Origin of the sequence: Gluconobacter sp. DsW_056, assembly GCF_002153595.1 — a bacterium.
Taxonomy (GTDB): domain Bacteria; phylum Pseudomonadota; class Alphaproteobacteria; order Acetobacterales; family Acetobacteraceae; genus Gluconobacter; species Gluconobacter albidus.
In genome coordinates this window covers 172,757-189,610 of the sequence record NZ_JOPF01000002.1, presented here as the reverse complement: position 1 = coordinate 189,610, position 16,854 = coordinate 172,757, and the positions used below count along the sequence as shown (strand labels likewise).

At 56.0% G+C, this 16,854-nt stretch carries 11 protein-coding genes; 4 read left to right on the top strand and 7 right to left on the bottom strand.

The features are described from left to right. Positions 1-56 precede the first annotated feature (56 nt). Together HK22_RS01620 and HK22_RS01615 are read right to left on the bottom strand one after the other, a co-directional pair. Positions 57-893 carry a polyphosphate kinase 2 family protein gene (locus tag HK22_RS01620; RefSeq protein ID WP_086648098.1) on the bottom strand — a complete coding sequence of 279 codons (837 nt, stop codon included), beginning with the start codon at positions 891-893 and terminating at the stop codon, positions 57-59. 29 nt (positions 894-922) lie between these two features. After that, positions 923-3,547: a plasma-membrane proton-efflux P-type ATPase gene (locus tag HK22_RS01615; RefSeq protein WP_086648097.1), complete on the bottom strand. Its 2,625-nt coding sequence runs from the start codon at positions 3,545-3,547 to the stop codon at positions 923-925. Between the two features lie 432 nt (positions 3,548-3,979). On the opposite strand from HK22_RS01615, the gene pgm reads away from it, so the two are divergent. Further along, positions 3,980-5,626: a phosphoglucomutase (alpha-D-glucose-1,6-bisphosphate-dependent) gene (gene pgm / locus HK22_RS01610; protein ID WP_077803212.1), complete on the top strand. Its 1,647-nt coding sequence runs from the start codon at positions 3,980-3,982 to the stop codon at positions 5,624-5,626. A 93-nt stretch (positions 5,627-5,719) separates the two neighbouring features. Here pgm and HK22_RS01605 read toward each other — a convergent pair whose 3' ends face one another. Beyond that, on the bottom strand, positions 5,720-8,599 hold the full coding sequence (locus tag HK22_RS01605; RefSeq protein WP_062109843.1) for an outer membrane beta-barrel protein: 2,880 nt from the start codon (positions 8,597-8,599) through the stop codon (positions 5,720-5,722). Positions 8,600-9,045: 446 nt separating this feature from the next. On the opposite strand from HK22_RS01605, the gene HK22_RS01600 reads away from it, so the two are divergent. Next, positions 9,046-10,338 carry an NAD(P)/FAD-dependent oxidoreductase gene (locus HK22_RS01600; RefSeq protein ID WP_086648096.1) on the top strand — a complete coding sequence of 431 codons (1,293 nt, stop codon included), beginning with the start codon at positions 9,046-9,048 and terminating at the stop codon, positions 10,336-10,338. Positions 10,339-10,398: 60 nt separating this feature from the next. Here the strand turns inward: HK22_RS01600 and HK22_RS01595 are convergent, their stop codons facing one another. Both HK22_RS01595 and HK22_RS01590 read right to left on the bottom strand, forming a co-directional pair. Beyond that, positions 10,399-11,475: a putative zinc-binding metallopeptidase gene (locus HK22_RS01595; RefSeq protein ID WP_086648095.1), complete on the bottom strand. Its 1,077-nt coding sequence runs from the start codon at positions 11,473-11,475 to the stop codon at positions 10,399-10,401. Then, entirely contained in the window at positions 11,462-12,340 is an 879-nt protein-coding gene (locus tag HK22_RS01590) for a transglutaminase family protein (RefSeq protein WP_086648094.1), read from the bottom strand. The genes HK22_RS01595 and HK22_RS01590 overlap by 14 nt, the downstream gene beginning before the upstream one ends. Positions 12,341-12,640: 300 nt before the next feature. On the opposite strand from HK22_RS01590, the gene HK22_RS01585 reads away from it, so the two are divergent. Together HK22_RS01585 and HK22_RS01580 are read left to right on the top strand one after the other, a co-directional pair. Next, positions 12,641-14,167 (top strand): circularly permuted type 2 ATP-grasp protein, encoded by a 1,527-nt coding sequence (locus tag HK22_RS01585; protein WP_086648093.1) that lies wholly within the window; start codon positions 12,641-12,643, stop codon positions 14,165-14,167. Beyond that, positions 14,164-15,198, top strand: coding sequence for an alpha-E domain-containing protein (locus HK22_RS01580; protein WP_231865291.1), 1,035 nt, complete (start codon positions 14,164-14,166; stop codon positions 15,196-15,198). Before HK22_RS01585 ends, HK22_RS01580 begins: the two co-directional genes overlap by 4 nt. Here HK22_RS01580 and HK22_RS01575 read toward each other — a convergent pair. Further along, complete coding sequence (locus HK22_RS01575; RefSeq protein ID WP_233142326.1) at positions 15,185-16,006, bottom strand: DeoR/GlpR family DNA-binding transcription regulator; 822 nt, start codon at positions 16,004-16,006, stop codon at positions 15,185-15,187. The genes HK22_RS01580 and HK22_RS01575 overlap by 14 nt on opposite strands. Next, positions 16,003-16,794, bottom strand: a complete 792-nt coding sequence (locus tag HK22_RS01570; protein ID WP_077803218.1) for a triose-phosphate isomerase — start codon at positions 16,792-16,794, stop codon at positions 16,003-16,005. The genes HK22_RS01575 and HK22_RS01570 overlap by 4 nt, the downstream gene beginning before the upstream one ends. Positions 16,795-16,854 lie beyond the last annotated feature (60 nt).

Genomic DNA, 16,854 nt, shown 5'->3' with positions numbered 1-16,854 from the left:
CCCAGAAACCGGAAATCTCAAATCCCAAACAAAAAGGCCGCCCCTGAGCCCCGGAATTAGATATTTTCCTTTTTCGCGTGATGATATTCTTTTCTGATTTTCTCAATATCAACAGTAGGTTCCGGAAATTTCAGGTCCATGTCCTGAAGGGTTTTCCAGATAATATTAGACACGGCAAGATTTCTGAACCATTTGTTATTGGATGGAATAATGTACCAAGGAGCATGCTTTGTTGAACATTTTTCCATCATGTCCTGATATGCGGCAGTATATTTATCCCAGTACTCCCGCTCCTTGTAATCAGCATCACTGATTTTCCACTGTCTGGCCGGATCATCCAGACGCTGACGAAAGCGTTCCAACTGTTCTTCCGGCGTAATATACAAGAAGAACTTCAGGATGGTCACGTTGTTCGCAACCAGCATTTTTTCAAAATCGTTGATCAGGTCATAGCGATTTGACCAGATTTTTTTGGTAACCAGATCATGCACTCTGGTTACCAACACATCTTCGTAATGCGATCGGTTAAACACACTGACCTGTCCTCTAGCAGGCGTGTGAGGGTGAACGCGCCATAAGAAATCATGGAGCTTTTCTTCTTCTGTTGGCTGTTTGAAGCCATGCACGGATGTTCCCTGAGGGTTCATCGCTTTCATGACGTGCCAACAGGTACCATCTTTACCAGCCGCATCAATTCCCTGAAGAACAATCAAAAGGGCATGCTTCTTTTCAGCATATAGTTTTTGCTGATAGGCGCTGACACGTGCCTGATGTTCTTCAATATCCTTGTCGGCGTCATGTTCTGTTTTGTAGTGAGCGTGATAAGATGCGTTGACATCTTTAAGGCGAACCGTGGTTCCCGGCTTGACGATCAATTTACGACGCAAATCCATAACAGATATCCTTTTTTTAAATTTTATATTTAGTTGTGAATAACAGGCTGACCGAGTTTCAGGCTGTTCTCTTCGCGACGCTTTATTTGAGAACTGGAAACGATTTTGATGAGATCAATGATGACCATCCAGATCAGGGCATAGATCCAGACAACGCCAATCATGATCCATGGCAATGCGGGAACAAGAATACCAAAGACACAGAGCAACACAGCCACGATCTGCGTTCCAACCACTGCCAGAAATAGCGGACGACTGGGATAAGGCGGCCGAAAGATCGTATGCCGCGTCCGCACGACGAACAGAAGCAGGTGGCCACCAGCAGCCAGCTGCAGAAAAATCATCGTTTGAAGATGAGCGGCCGTAAGAGGAACGATATCCATCAGCCAAGGCGTATGCATCCAGGCAATTCCGAGCAGCAAAAGACCAAAGCTTTCAGCCAGGGATGCAATGCCCATGATGGAAGAAAACGTAATGATGCGATGCATGTCCCAACGCACCGGCTCGGCGGAGGTTACGACGTTATCATAAGCAATCGTCATGATCGGAATATCGTCAAGCAGAGCCAGGACGACAATCATGATAGCCGTCAAAGGCTGAAAACCGAAGACAAGATACGAGGCGACAACAAGAAACATAATGTCGATCGTCATTGCGATACGATAATAGATGTATGACGTAATACGCTCGAAAATCGCCCGGGCTTCCACTATCGCATTCACGATTGTCGAGAGCCCTGGCGCTGTCAGGACAAGCGCAGCTGCCGAACGGGCGGCGTCCGTTGCGCCGCTCACAGCGACACCACAGTCGGCCTGTTTGAGAGCAGGCGCGTCATTCACCCCGTCACCTGTCATGGCAACAATGTGCCCACGCTCCTGGAGGGCTTTGACAATTTCAAATTTATGCTCGGGGAAAACCCGCCCAAACCCATCTGCGGCTTCAACCGCACGTGCTGCATCAACCGGAATTTTATTCGGGTTCATATGGGATGAAAATATATCCGTCGCCTTCAGCAGATGCTCGCCCAGCCCCAGCTGGTGCGCAATTTCAGAGCCAATTGCGACATCGTCACCTGTGACCATTTTGACGGACAGGCCCAGCTTTTTCGCCTGAGCAATAGTCGCCGCCGCATCCGGACGAGGCGGATCCAGCATGGGCAGAAGCCCCAGCAAGGTCCAGCTCGCCCCGTCGTCATGCGAGACCGCCACACCCAGCGATCGCGTACCGTGACTGGCCAGCTCCGAGACCTTGCCGAAATATTCCGTCGTCGGGGAGTTGTCGTTCGAGCCAACCCGCTCTTCTTTAATCCCGCACAGCGTCGCGATAACCTGTGGTGCACCTTTGGCGTAACGGATCTTATGTCCGGCAGCATCCTGCACAATGCCGACTGTCTTCTTGTTGACGGGGTCGAACGGAATGAAATCCACCCGCTTGTATGCGGCCAGTGGATTGTTGTCAGGCAGTGCCTTGAGAACGGCAAGATCAATGGCATCCGTACTTTCCGCTCGTGTCGCCAAGGCGGCGGCAATGACGAGATCGTCGGCCTTCGCGGTGCCAAAGGGAATCGGGGCTTGCAGTGTCAGCTTGTTCTGCGTGAGTGTTCCGGTCTTGTCCGAGCACAGCACATCAACGCCCGCCAGTTCTTCAATCGCGGACAGGCGTGAAACAATGGCCTTCTGTCGCGAAAGCGCAAGGGCTCCGAGCGCCATTGTCACAGACATGACCGCAGGCATGGCAACCGGCACGGAAGCCACGAGGAGCACCAGTACAAACTGCGCAATCGCCCCGGCCTCGCTCCAATGCCAAGCGCCGTTATGGGCCAGATCCCGCCAGATCTGCGCCCCGACCAGCACAACGGCAAGCGCCGCCGCAAGGATAATCAGGAAGTCGCCGATACGCAGGACGGCCTGTTCTGCATGCGATTTACTACCCGCCGATGCGACCAGCTTTGCTGTACGACCAAAAAAGGTATTGTTTCCTGTCGCGACGACCAGACCGATCATGGACCCCTGACGCGCAATCGACCCGGAATAAGCGCCATCGCCGATTTTTTTCGAAACCGGCAAAGATTCGCCAGTCAGAGCCGCCTGATCGACAGACAGATATTTTCCGTCAATCAACAGAAGATCTGCGGGAACGATTTCTCCCGATGCAACCGTTACAACATCCCCCGGCACAAGATCAGTCGCATCAATGGTGCCCCATACACCGTCGCGACATGCAGACACCTTGAGAGCCAGCCCCTTTTTGAGAGCAGCAAGTGCATTGGCTGCCTTGTTGTCCTGCCAGAAGCCGATGGCCGCGTTATAGAGGAGCAAGCCGGAAATAACGAAAAAATCCGGCCAGTCTGCGCGCAGAAAAGAGATAACCGCTGCAATTTCGATCATCCAGGGAATTGGTCCCCAGAAATAGCCGAGAAGCTTTTTCCAGCGGCTTTCTTCATGGGCCTGAATGGCATTCGGACCGTCTTTGGCAAGACGATCCTGAGCTTCCATCGACGTCAGCCCCTTGGAAGATGTTTTTAATTCTGAAATTTTTGCTGAAATTTCCGCTGCATCCAAAGTCGTCGAACGACCCGCCTGACCTGTCGCTTGTGCTTTCACAGGCCCTTTGGGCGGAGTGGGTGCCTCAGGACTTAATGGAGGAGATGACATAACAAGCTCCAAAAAAAATATAAATGAATTTACTCTGCAATACCCGGAGAATATTTTATCGAAGTAGAATCATTCGTTAAAATGCGGAAAATTTATTTCAATGACAAAAATAAATTTTTATCGGTTTGGAACTTTTATTATTAAAGTATTCCCATATATTATTGCATAGATATTTATGATGTTTATTGATTTGACTTTATTTAAGAATTCGTAAATTTTAAAAATATCTCAAAATTCCAAAAGGATATTTTCAAGTCTGGCTTCCCGTGAACCGCTTGATGTTCAATCTTCATGAAATGGGCGCATCTCTCTGGACATCGCTTCGGATACACGTTCTCCTGCCTTGAACGACACGCCCATACAGGGCGTTCATGCGTTATGACTGCCAACGAACGGCAACGCTGCAACGTGGATGCAAGGAACTCTGAAGCAATGGCCCATCTCAGTCCTCTGGCCGGAAAAACACTTTCCTCTTCCCAGCTCACCGACATTCCCGCCCTGATCGCGGCCTATTATGATCGCAACCCCGATCCGGCCGTCTCCACGCAGCGCGTGTCGTTCGGAACCTCGGGCCATCGCGGCTCCTCGCTCCACACCAGTTTCAACGAAAACCATATCCTCGCCATCTGCGAGGCAATCTGTCGCCATCGCAAGGCCGAAGGAATTGATGGCCCCCTCTTTATCGGTATGGACAGCCACGCGCTTTCGGGTCCGGCACAGAAATCCGCAATCGAAGTGTTCGCGGCCCATGGCATTGACGTACGGATTGACGAACATGACGGCTATACGCCGACGCCGGTCATTTCCCATGCCATCCTGACCTACAACAAGGGCCGCACCACGGGCCTCGCCGATGGCGTGGTCATCACACCATCCCATAACCCTCCGGCAGATGGCGGGTTCAAGTATAACCCGACCAATGGCGGCCCCGCAGATACATCCATTACCAAAGCCATTCAGGACATGGCCAACGACTTCCTCGCCAACGGCCTGAAAGACGTCAAACGCCTGCCCTATGAACAGGCGCGGCAGGAAGCCTGCATCCAGGGCTACGATTTCATCACACCTTATGTGAACGATCTGGATTCCGTCATCGACATGCAGGCCATTCGGGACGCCGGCGTTAAGATTGGCATCGACCCTCTGGGCGGCGCAGCCGTCGCGTACTGGAAGCCCATTATCGACCGCTATGGTCTCAATGCCACCATTGTCAGCGATGTGGTGGACCCCACCTTCTCTTTCATGACAGCCGACTGGGACGGACAGATCCGCATGGACTGCTCTTCCCCCTATGCCATGGCGCGCCTGATCGAGATGGGAGACCGCTTCGACGTGGCCTTCGCCAATGATACGGATGCGGACCGCCACGGCATCGTCGCCATGCCCGACGGCCTGATGAACCCGAACCACTACCTTGCTGTGGCCATTTCCTACCTGTTCCAGAACCGTCCGGACTGGAGCCCGGAACTCGGCGTGGGCAAGACACTCGTCAGCAGCGGCCTGATCGACCGTGTTGCTGCCGAGATGGGGCGCAAACTGGTCGAAGTCCCGGTTGGCCTGAAGTGGTTTGTCCCCGGCCTGATGGACGGATCTCTGGGTTTTGGCGGCGAGGAAAGCGCAGGCGCCACGTTCCTGCGACGCGACGGTTCAGTCTGGACCACCGATAAGGATGGCCTCATTCTGGGCCTGCTGGCGGCTGAAATTACGGCCAAGACCGGCAAGAACCCGAGCGTCCATTATCACGAGATCATCGCCCGCCTCGGCACCCCATATTATGAGCGCATCGATGCGGCCGCCAATCCTGAACAGAAGGCCAAGCTCAGCAAGCTCGCGCCCGAACAGTTCCCGCTGGAGACGCTGGCCGGTGACAGGATCATCAGCAAGCTGACGCGCGCACCGGGTAATGATGCTCCGATCGGCGGGCTGAAAGTCGTCACCGAAAACGGCTGGTTCGCCGCCCGTCCGTCTGGCACGGAAGATGTCTACAAGATCTATGCAGAGAGTTTCGTCAGTGCGGATCACCTGCGCGCCATTCAGCAGGAAGCACAGGACGCCATTTCAAAAGTGTTCGCCGCCTGAAGCACGTTGCCCCCGGAGCAAACTCCGGGGGCAATGGCAGCGGGCATAAGATCACGCGTCAGGACAGACTTTGTCCTGACGCGTGAATTCTCCTCAGTTGTAAACCAGTTCAAAATAGATGCTGCGGCCGTAATCTTCTTTTGCTTCCAGCCGATTGAGATGCTCGCCGTAATACATCCGCGTATGCGATCCGGCCAGATTATAGACTTCGTATTTCAGGCGAAGACTGTCCGTAATATCGTTCCAGGCTCCGATATCCAGACTTGGCTGCGAGCCATAACCATACATCTGCGTCGGGTCGTCATTGAGGCCTTCAAGATACTTCGCGGAATACGAAAAGGACGCTTTGACGGCACCACGGATCTGCGGGATGTGCCATGTCACGCTACCATTAAAGACATATGAAGGCTGTTCGGTCAGCTGCTTCAGCTTGTATGAAACATTCACACCTTGATACGTCATCCGGCCGCGCATCCAGGTTCCGCTGGCATTGATGTCAAACGACTGCCTCCACGGTCCCTTGATGCTCTTATCCACCACCGAAACCTCGACCCCCATCAGAGACGAGTTGTTGGCGTTCCGTGGCTGCGTGACGTAGGTCAGCTCATCATTGATGATTTCCGTCGATCTGGTTGTATAGATGTCGTGTTTGATCATTTTGTCGAAGTAAGCGACACTGAAGACGCCTCTTCCACGATTGAAGAATTTATCGAGGGAAATATCGAAATTCTGAGCTTTGCGCGGCATCAGATTAGGATTTCCCCGTGACAGCGAGCAGTTGATATCTCCAGGCTGCGTATTCTGGGAGTCACCACAGCTATATTGTGCAGCCTGTGCAAGATCCGTTGGCTGCGGACGACCAACCGACTGACTATAAACCGCATGCAGAATCAGGTTCTTTGGAAATTCATGCACAAACGTCACGGAAGGGAGCGGATTGATGTAGCCACCCCGGTTTTTGTCAATTTTCCCTGTCGGGTTCGACGAACTGTCAGTGCCTGGAATAAAGGCGTTGAAATTTACCGAGTCAGCACGAACACCGGCTATGATCTGTGAGTTCCGCCACTTGTAGTGCAGCGAGACATACCCATCAAAAAGCTGTTCCTGATACCGGAAATACGCCAGCTGCGTGTAATTTTTGGATTTGGCCGGATCAAGGGTCTGCTTGTCCCAGGGGAAATTCGTCAGGTCAAAAAATGGTCCGTTCGGGTTCTGCATATCCGGAATGAACATGCTGGATGTCGCACTGCCACCGGGTTTATACCAGAGCTGATCTGAAGAATTGGTGGCATTCAGACTTCTCCATTCAAAACCGCTCGCAAATCCAAATCCGTGAAAATCCGGACTGAGATTGCGGGTGTAATCCAGACGAACGTTTGTAACCCCTTCATGATCACGATCGTATTCCTGCTGGACTGTCTGGAACGCGTAACCGCTGTTGAGGAGTTTGTTCATGTCGATAATGTCGACGAGATTGGCCACGTTTTCCCGGTTGATCGTATAATCGGCGTAAACAGCACCTTTCGCAGTCTCTTTCGGATACACCCGGGCAGTCACATAGGGTTCGTGATTATAATAATCTTCCCACGTGTATCCCGCACGCAATTTCAGCGTCGAGATATTGTCGTGCCAGCTCAGATTTCCCAGAACACCATTGGTATTCATCTGCCAGTTGTCTTTCCGGCCGATCGTCCGGGCACGGTAGATGTATTCACGGCCGGAAGTCGGGGTCTGGTTCCAGATCCCTGTATCATCAAGCAGGTATTCGTTGTGCTCCATAAAGGAGTTTTCCCACCTCTCGTAAGCATATCCCATAACGGAGGCACTGAATCCGCTGTTTTCGGGATGCCATTCAAGACGCGCGGCGCCGCCCAGAGAATTCAGATTATTTGAATAACTTCCGCCATCGACATAGCGAGGGGCGGTCATGCCATTCCAGCCCGGCGTGCTTGGATCATTGGGGCTGAGGATTTTTCCCTTGGTATTATAATAATTGTAGCTGTCTTCCTGCCACTTCTTGGTCGTGTTCCGGGTCCGGCTCTGATACCGGAATGAGGTCATGATGCCGAATTCCTTGTGTTTCCCGAACCGGTCAGAGAAAACAGCCTTGGCGCCCTGTCCAAAATGCGGCGACATCCCAGGAATTCGGTTGGCGCCCGCCGATCCTTTTTCGGTTCCGTAAATCCCGTATGCATTGATGTATTTATAGAGCCCGTCATGGTCGAAGGCGCTGCGCGGATTCATGTTGATGACCGCACCGATGGCACCCCCATCCTGTTCAGCCGTAAAAGTTTTGTAAATATCGTCTTCCCCGGTCATTTCGGCCGGAATGTTCTGCATATTCACGCGCCTGCGGATGCTGCCGCCGTCACTGATACTTGCAAGCGTCATGCCATCCAGTGTCGTCTGGTTAAGATCCGAGGAGACGCCGCGCACGCTAATATAACGCGGTTCGTCGCCATTACGGATCCCCGTGACACCCGGAAGCTGCGTCAGCAACTGGGCCATGGACGTCGCCCCGCCCAGATTGGACGCATCATCATAAGTGATCGAATCAACGACACCTGCAAAATTACGCTTGGTCCGCAATTCATGGCGACTTCCCCTTACAGTCAGGTTGTCCACCATATCAGCTTCAGAACTGGTCGATTTTCTGGAAGCCCCTGCACGCAAGGTGATGTTTTTCGGATTGGATACCTCAACCTTGAAGGCATGTTTGCCAAGAAGCCTGCGCAGGGCCTTCAGATTGTCCATTTTCCCGTAAAGGGGGGCAGAACGCAGACCGTTTGCCGCATTGGCATCGAAGGCGACATGCACACCGGTCTGGCGGCTAAAAGCCGTCAGAGCGGATGTCAGGGACTGGGCAGGGAGAGAAAAAACGTTCTGTGAATCCTGGGCGAAAGCGACAACAGGCACAAGACACGGAACGGAAACTGAAAGCGCAAACGCGAAAGACCGACTTGAGAAAGACATTCTGGAGCCTTGAACTGGAATAAACGGAGATCTGCTCTCGCTGCGCGGGACATTTACTGGTTTCTGATTATTTCTCTTGTTAATCTTTTGTTTCATTTAACGTTTTGTAATGACATTTTCTGTCAATTTTGCACTAGCCCACGATATTTTCTGGTTCTAGATCTTCCGAATAAAGCGTGACTTTCCCGCTACGGGGAATGCGACAGGGCGAAAAACCCTTTCAGTATATTTTGTAAAAATTTATCACGCTTATTTGAAATTACGCGAAACAGGAAAGAACTCATCGGACTTTATTACAGTCACCTGAATATGATTTTCGTCATATCCGGAATGCCCATAATAGTCTCTTCCGAACCTCACTGTTTACTGCCGTGGCGAGGCGTGAACAGCTTTTCCCCGTGTATCTTTTTCTGATGCCCGTCCCCTCAACGGAGGCCTGAAAACCGATGCTGTCTCGACCTGAAATCCTGATTGTCGGAGGTGGTGTTGCCGGCCTTTCTCTCGCAACACGCCTCGGAAAGTCGATGGGGAAACCCGGAAAAGCGCGTATCACGCTGATCGACAAAAGCTTCTCCCATGTCTGGAAACCAATGCTGCACTGCTTTGCCTCCGGCACGCTCAGCAATGAAAACGACAAGGTGAATTTCATCTCACAGGCCAGCGGTCATCATTTTGAGTTCTGGCCCGGCGAAGTTGCTTCCATTGACCGCGAAAACCGCGAAGTGATCCTCAGCCCGCTTCTGGAAGCCGACGGTTCGGTCATTCTGGAAAGCCGCCGCATGAAGTATGACACCATCGTCATTGCGATCGGCAGTTGCGCCAATGATTTCGGCACGCCGGGCGTTAAAGATCACTGCATGTCCATCGACAATCTCGTGGAGGCCAACGCTTTCAACGAGAAATTCCGTATGGAACTGCTTCGCGCGTTCGCCAACACCTCGGAACTGGACATCGCGATTGTCGGGGGCGGTGCGACCGGCGTTCAGCTTGCCGCGGAACTGCACAAGGCTCTGGAGATCGTTGGACCCTATAATCTGCACGCTTTCGGCAAGGCGCCCCCCAAGCTGCATGTCACGCTGCTTCAGTCAGGCGCGCGTATCCTTCCCGCTTTTCCGGAATCCGTTTCTGCGGCTGCCCAGAAGGAACTTGAGCATATCGGCGTGACCGTTCAGACCAATGCCCGCGTTGCGGGGGCGGATGCCCACGGCTTTATTCTGAAAGACGGATCCTACGTCCCCGCCAAGCTGCGTGTCTGGGCGGCAGGCGTCAAAGCCCCCGAAGTCACCACCGCCTATGGCGGACTGGCGATCAACCGCACTGGTCAGATCCTCGTCAATCCGAACCTCTCATCCATTGATGACGAACGTATTTTCGCGCTTGGAGACTGCTCTTTCATTCAGGATGACCCCCTGCCCGCCACGGCTCAGGTCGCGGGACAGCAGGCCAAACATCTTGCCCGGTATCTCCCCGCATGGATCGAACATGGCCGGAAAGTCCCGGGCTGCGTCTTCCATAACAAGGGCGCGATCGTGGCTCTTGGAAAATATAACGGCTGGGCGGCCCTCCCCGGCGGCACCGTCTGGGGCGGAGGCATTTCACACGGCTTCTCGGCACGCATGGCGCATCTGATGCTCTACCGCCAGCACCAGATGGAACTTTTCGGCTATTACCGGGGTCTGATGTCCTGTTATTCGGACTGGGTCGAAACCTTTGTCCGCCCTTCAGTCCGACTGGACTGAGGAGAAGCAGCCCCGTTACATCATGACGTGCAAAACCGTTCCGGAGAGTTTTTCCTGAACTCAGGCGCTCTGGCTTCCGCGGATCAGACGATGGATGAAGGCGAGCTTGTGCATGACTCCTGCCGTCAGCACGAACGGATAGAAATCCGCTAGCCCCATCGAGCGGTTCAGGCTGTTTACCGCATAGGTCAGGGGCAGCCAGGCCTGCATGATGTCTTCGAAAGACGCTTCCGTATAAGGGTCTCCCAACGTCCGACCAGAAGCATGACCGATCCCCTCAAGCCGCGGATTCACGCTGACTCCGAAGGCACACGCAGTCTCGAGCGTAGAGACGATATGCAGGTAATGCGCCCAGGTTTCCGCAAAATCCTCCCAAGGGTGAGAGGTCGCATAGACGCTGACGTGACTCTCCTGCCATTTGGGCGGCGGAGGGCTGTCATAATAGACCTGAAGCGCCTGCTGGTAATCCGCCCTGTCATCTCCGAAGACGGCTCGGCACTCATCCAGTTTTCCGGCATCACGCACCAGAAGATTCCAGTAATAATGTCCGATCTCATGCCGGAAATGCCCCAGGAGCGTACGGTAATACTCTCCCATCTCGATCCGCATCCGCTCACGGGACGCATCATCGGCTTCACGGATCGCAAGAGTGATGACGCCGTTGGAGTGCCCCGTCATGACGGATGAAGAGCCATCGGGCGCATCATCAAGGAAGTCGAACACCAGCCCGTTTTCAGGGTCCTGCCGCCGATTCCGGATGGGCAGCTTCAGGCGCAGCAGCGTGTAGAACAGGCGGTGCTTGGCGACTTCTATTTTCCGCCACCGCTCAAGGTTTTCAGCCGTATCAAGGCTTGGGATCGTACGGTTGAAACTGCACGCAAAACAGAACGGCCTGCCATTATTGGGATCAGGCTCTGCCAACCAGTTGCAGACGCCATAGTCGTGATTGGAGCAGTAGAGCACGCTTTCCTGACGGGCCGAAGGCTCCAGCGGACGCCACAAGCGTTCTCCAGCCGGGTCCAGCGCAGTCAGCAGCGACTGTTCTGGCAGATACCCGATCGGATGGCGGCAATGCTCGCAAACCGTGTTTTCAAAAAAGAGAATCTGTCCGCAGGACTGGCACTCAAAGAGCTTCATAGGATCGCATTACACCGGGTTGCCCGATCATGACCAGTTCCGGGGTATCGCTCCCGGATAGAAAAGGCTCCGCCCGCATCGTCACATCAAACGTCGCGCGGCACCGGTCGAGCATTCCTGAAATGGGCGCGGCCTCCTCAGGGCGGCCGGCAACCGCCAGCGGAATGTGATGCTGCGCCACCGTGAGCCCGGACGTGGTGTCAAAACCGACCCAGCCGCTCTCCGGAATCCAGGCCTCGGCCCAGGCATGCAGGTCACAGCTCAGGCCTTCGGCGTCATCCGGCTGGATCAGATAGCCGGACACGAACCGCGCCGAAAACCCCAGATGCCGCAGGACCGTCACCAGAAGCCATGCGCTGTCACGGCATGAACCGCTTTCCCGCCGCAACGTCTCTTCCGGTGCCCACACGCCCGGCTCAAGCCTGCGCTGATAGGTCAGACGCTCCGCCACGGCACGGTTGAGGTCCGCCACCACGGATGGGGCCCTCTGCTCACCCGCCACCCGCCAGGCCTCGACAAACCGGGACACCTGCGTCCCAGCCGCATCCACATCCCGGTAGGCCGCACAGAGCGGCATTTCCACCCCTTCGGCCGCATCCTGCCGGCTGCCCAGATCTACGTCCATGCTGACCGATACATCAAACGCCGTCACACGCTCCGGAACCCGGATTTCCGCCACGCGATTGCCATACGCATCCTGACGCCACAGCACATCCGCATTGTCCGGCGACACGTCGAGCGCATAATTCCGGATAATTGGCTCCACCCGGGACACCGGGCACAGCCGCACGGTCTGGCGTCCCAGAAAGACAGGCCGGTCATACTGATATCGGGTATGGTGGCGCAGTATGACGCGGGAATTCATGCTTGGCAGGCCCTGTGGACAATCAGTTTCAGAAACGCGTTCCAGGCACAGGATTTTCGGGCCATCCCGCTCCGGCAACCACCGGGTCTGATGGCAGTTCAGAACATTACCCTATCAGCCCTGTCGGGAACCGCAACAATTTCCACCAGACTTTTCCCGATCTGTCCAAACGCCAAATTTCACGCTTGGCAAAGCGCCGGAATCTTGCTCCGTTAATAAACTATCGTAATGAACCGGCACGGCTGATCGGATTTTCCCTCAGCACACAGGGTCGGGGAAAAACAGGGTGTGAGGCAGAGAATGAACAAGCCGGTTTTGCAGTCTCCCAATCCCTCCGCGACCACTCCCTCCACGAACAGTCTCTCCGCACTGCCCCCCGCGAAGGCTGCGGCAGGCATTTTCGCCGCCTATGACACGCCGGATTTCTTTTGCGAACTCATGCGCCGGACGGACGAAATGCCGTCGTCGCTCAAGACCGTGCGCGACCGTCTGGCCGGTTTTGATCTGTCGGAACTGCGCCATCGCACCAGCACGGCCGAGACCCAGCTCTATCGACTGGGCATCACCTTCACCGTCTATTCCGACCGCGAAGCGATCGACCGCATTCTCCCCTTCGATATGATCCCGCGCGTTCTGACTGCCTCGGAATGGGAGCATATCGACCGCGGCGTGCAGCAGCGCGTCAGGGCCCTCAACCTGTTCCTGCGCGACATCTACCACGAGCGTCATGTCCTGCGGGACGGCATCATTCCGGCCAGTCTGGTGCTCGGCAACCCCAATTACTGCGAAGCCATGGTCGGCGTCCGCGTTCCGGGGGACGTCTACGTCCATATTAACGGAACCGACCTGATCCGCGACAGCAGTGGCCGTTTCATGGTCCTGGAAGACAATGCGCGCACGCCGTCGGGCGTCTCCTATGTCATCGAGAACCGGCACATGATGCTGCGCCTGATGCCCGACCTTGCCTCAGGCATGCCGCTGCGTTCGGTTGAGGAATACGGCCTCAAGCTGCATCAGACCCTGTGCGAGGTCGCGCCCGAGGGCGTGACCGATCCGCAGGTCGTCCTGTTCTCGCCGGGCATCTACAATTCCGCCTATTTCGAACATGTCTTTCTGGCCCGCGAGATGGGCGTGCCCCTCGTCGAAGGCCGGGACCTGATCGTCGAGAACCATCGCGTCTACATGCGCACGGTCGCAGGCCTCCGCCCCGTCCATTCGATCTATCGTCGCCTCAATGACGAGTATCTGGACCCGTTGGCGTTCAATCCGGACAGCATGCTCGGCGTGCCCGGTCTCGTAGAGGCCTATCGCCGTGGAAATGTCACCTTGGCCAATGCGCTGGGAACGGGAGTTGCGGACGACAAGGCCGTCTATGCCTACATGCCCCGTCTCATCCGCTATTATCTTGGCGAAGACCCGATCCTCGACAGCGTCCAGACTCATATCTGCGCCGAGCCGGAGGGACTGGCCTACACGCTCGCCAACATGGACAAACTCGTTATCAAGCCCGTCGGCGAGTCGGGCGGGTATGGTCTGCTGATCGGCTCGCAGGCCACGCAGACCGAACTGGACGAATTCCGCGCCAAGCTGCTCGAAGATCCCTCCAATTATATCAGCCAGCCCGTCATCGACCTCTCGGTCTCCCCCACGCTCTGTCCCAGCGGCGTGGAGGCGCGGCACGTGGATCTGAGGCCCTTTGCCCTGACGGGGAAAAACACATGGGTTCTCCCCGGCGGTCTGTCCCGCGTGGCCCTTCGCAAAGGCTCGCTGGTCGTTAATTCTTCACAGGGCGGCGGCTCGAAAGACACCTGGGTGATGGCCCGATGACACAGACTGGCACACGCTTTCCCGCCATGCTCGCCAATCTTAACACGCTGCTGTCGCGCTATGGCGAAAGCATGATGTGGCTCGCCCGCTATATGGAGCGGATCGAGAATCTGGCCCGTATTCTGGAAGTAACGGAAGCCTTCGTCCGCAATCCCGACGGCAGTCCGGGATGGGATTCCATCCTTCAGATCAACTCGGATGAGGAGCGCTATGCCGCCCTCTATGCGCTGCCCGCGACGGAAGACAATATCCTCGCCTTCTACATCACGGAAAATACCAACCCCACCTCCATCCGCGCCATGGCGCACATGGTTCGGGAAAACGCCCGTTCGGCGCGCCCGCTGATCTCAACTGAAATGTGGATGCAGCTCAACATCTTCACCCAGAGCATGATGGAGCTTTCAACGCCCGACATCCGCCGTAATGGCCTGTCCGGGCTGTGCAACCGCATTAAACAGGACTGCCAGACGCATTTCGGCGTCACCGAGGGCACGCTGTACCGCGATCAGGCATGGCTGTTCTATCTGCTGGGGAAATATCTGGAGCGTTCCGACCAGATCACCCGTCTGATCGACATCCGCTATCACACGCTGCTGCCCGGCGGCGAAACCTTCGGCTCGCAGCTGGATCTGACGCAGTGGGGGTCCGTCCTGCGCTCGGCCGCCGCCTATCACGCCTTCCGCCGCCTCCAGCCCGTGACAACCACACCCGCCAATGTCGTGGGATTTCTGCTCAAGAACGAGGGCTTTCCGCGGTCGCTGATGCTCAATCTGCGGCAGGTGGAAAGCACGCTGAACGCCCTGTCCACACACTACAATCTCCGCCACCAGTGCGGGCCGCTTCAGGAACGCATCATTAATCTAAGAGCCACGCTCGAAGACCAGACGGCCGAGGACATCATTTCCCGCGGACTGCATGAATATATGACCTACATCCAGGACGAACTCTCAGCCCTGCAGGCGGAAGTCTCCGTCACATTCTGGCCGGCCGCCCCGGTCATAACGCGGCAGAAGGCCCTCAGTCCGGAGTAACTCCGGAACCGGGACGGGGCACGTCCGCAATCTTCAGGGCTATGCCTGCATCCCGCAAAAGCCCGGCGCGGACGGGATCAATCCCGTCATCGGTAATCACGACATCAAATTCGGACAGGAGCGCCAGCCGGTTCATGGCCGAAGTGTCGAACTTCCGGCTGTCCGCCAGAAGAACGCGGCAATCCGCAACGTCCATAAGGGCACGCTTGGCCTGGATGATGTCCTCGACCTGATGATAGGCCGCCATTCCAGAGACTGCCGCTGCCGACACGAATGCCGTGTTGATCCGCATGGACCTCACGGTCTGTTCGCAGATCCTGCCCACAAAGGCGTCGAACGTCGGACTGTACCGCCCCCCGAGACCAATCAACCCGACCGTCTCGCAAGGCCCCAGACGGCTGACGAGCCCACGGCTGTTCGTCACGACCGTCAATCCGGCAATGTCGAACAATCTGTCTGCCATTGCTCCGGCAGTCGTGGAATCATCGAGCGCTATGGTGTCGCCCTGGCTGACCATGGAGGCGGCCAGCGTCGCAATCGCCTGTTTTTCGGCAACAGCCTGCCCTCTTCGATACATCACGCTGCCCGCTGCGCTGATGTTCGGAAGAGCCGTAATATCTGCTCCGACCCGCCGCACCAGCCCCTGCGCGCAGAGTGCCAGCAAATCCCGGTTGATCGACGCCCGACTGAGCGAAAAGCGTTTCAGCAGGTCCGCGACCGGCACCACGCCATGTTCGGTGACATAATCAAGGATCCCGCGCCGGCGGCCGGACAGTGCCTGCCCTTCCGTAAGCAGGGCATTCATCATGCAGGAACCTTCGGAGACACCACGTCACGCACGCTCTCGACCAGATCCATAAAATCCGCAGGATCCCAGCCTGCCCGGCCAATCAGCACGCCGTCCACATCCGGCAGGGCCACATAATCGCGGATATTGCCCCGCGAAACGCTCCCGCCATAAAGCAGCGGAATCCGCACGGAGCTGCCCTGACCCACGATCCCCTGCACGACGCCGCGCAGCGTCGTATGGATCTGCGAGACGAAAGCCGGTTCGGCAGGACGGCCTGCCGCTCCAATGGCCCAGACGGGCTCATAGACCACCAGAACCCGTTCAAGGTCTTCCTGTGAAACCCCGTGCAGCGCGATTTTCGTCTGCCGCGCCAGAGTCTCCTGCGAAACGCCGAATTCATATTCGTCCAGCGTATCGCCAATGCAGATCAGGGGACGCAGACCATGCCGGAGCGCTGCGCGGACCTTCAGATTGACCGTCCAGTCCGTCTCCCCGAAGTGCAGCCGACGCTCCGAATGCCCCAACACAACAATGGACGCACCGCATTCAGCGATCATCGGCGCGGAAATTTCGCCCGTCCACGCCCCGTTCTCTTCCCAGTACATGTTCTGCGCGCCAACCATCAGGGGACTGTCATGAAGGACCGCTCCCACATCCCGCAGAGACGTGGCGGGCGGGGCCAGAAAACACCGGACGCCTTCGGGGGGCCGAAAAAACGCGAGGGCCCGGGCGTCCGCAATGGCTGCGGCCGGCCCCTTGTTCATTTTCCAGTTCGTCCCGATCCAGATGCTTTTCTGACTCACGATGCCTCTCCCGACAGCTTTCCGACCTGCTGGATCGTCACGACGACTCTCCCGCCCCCAGAG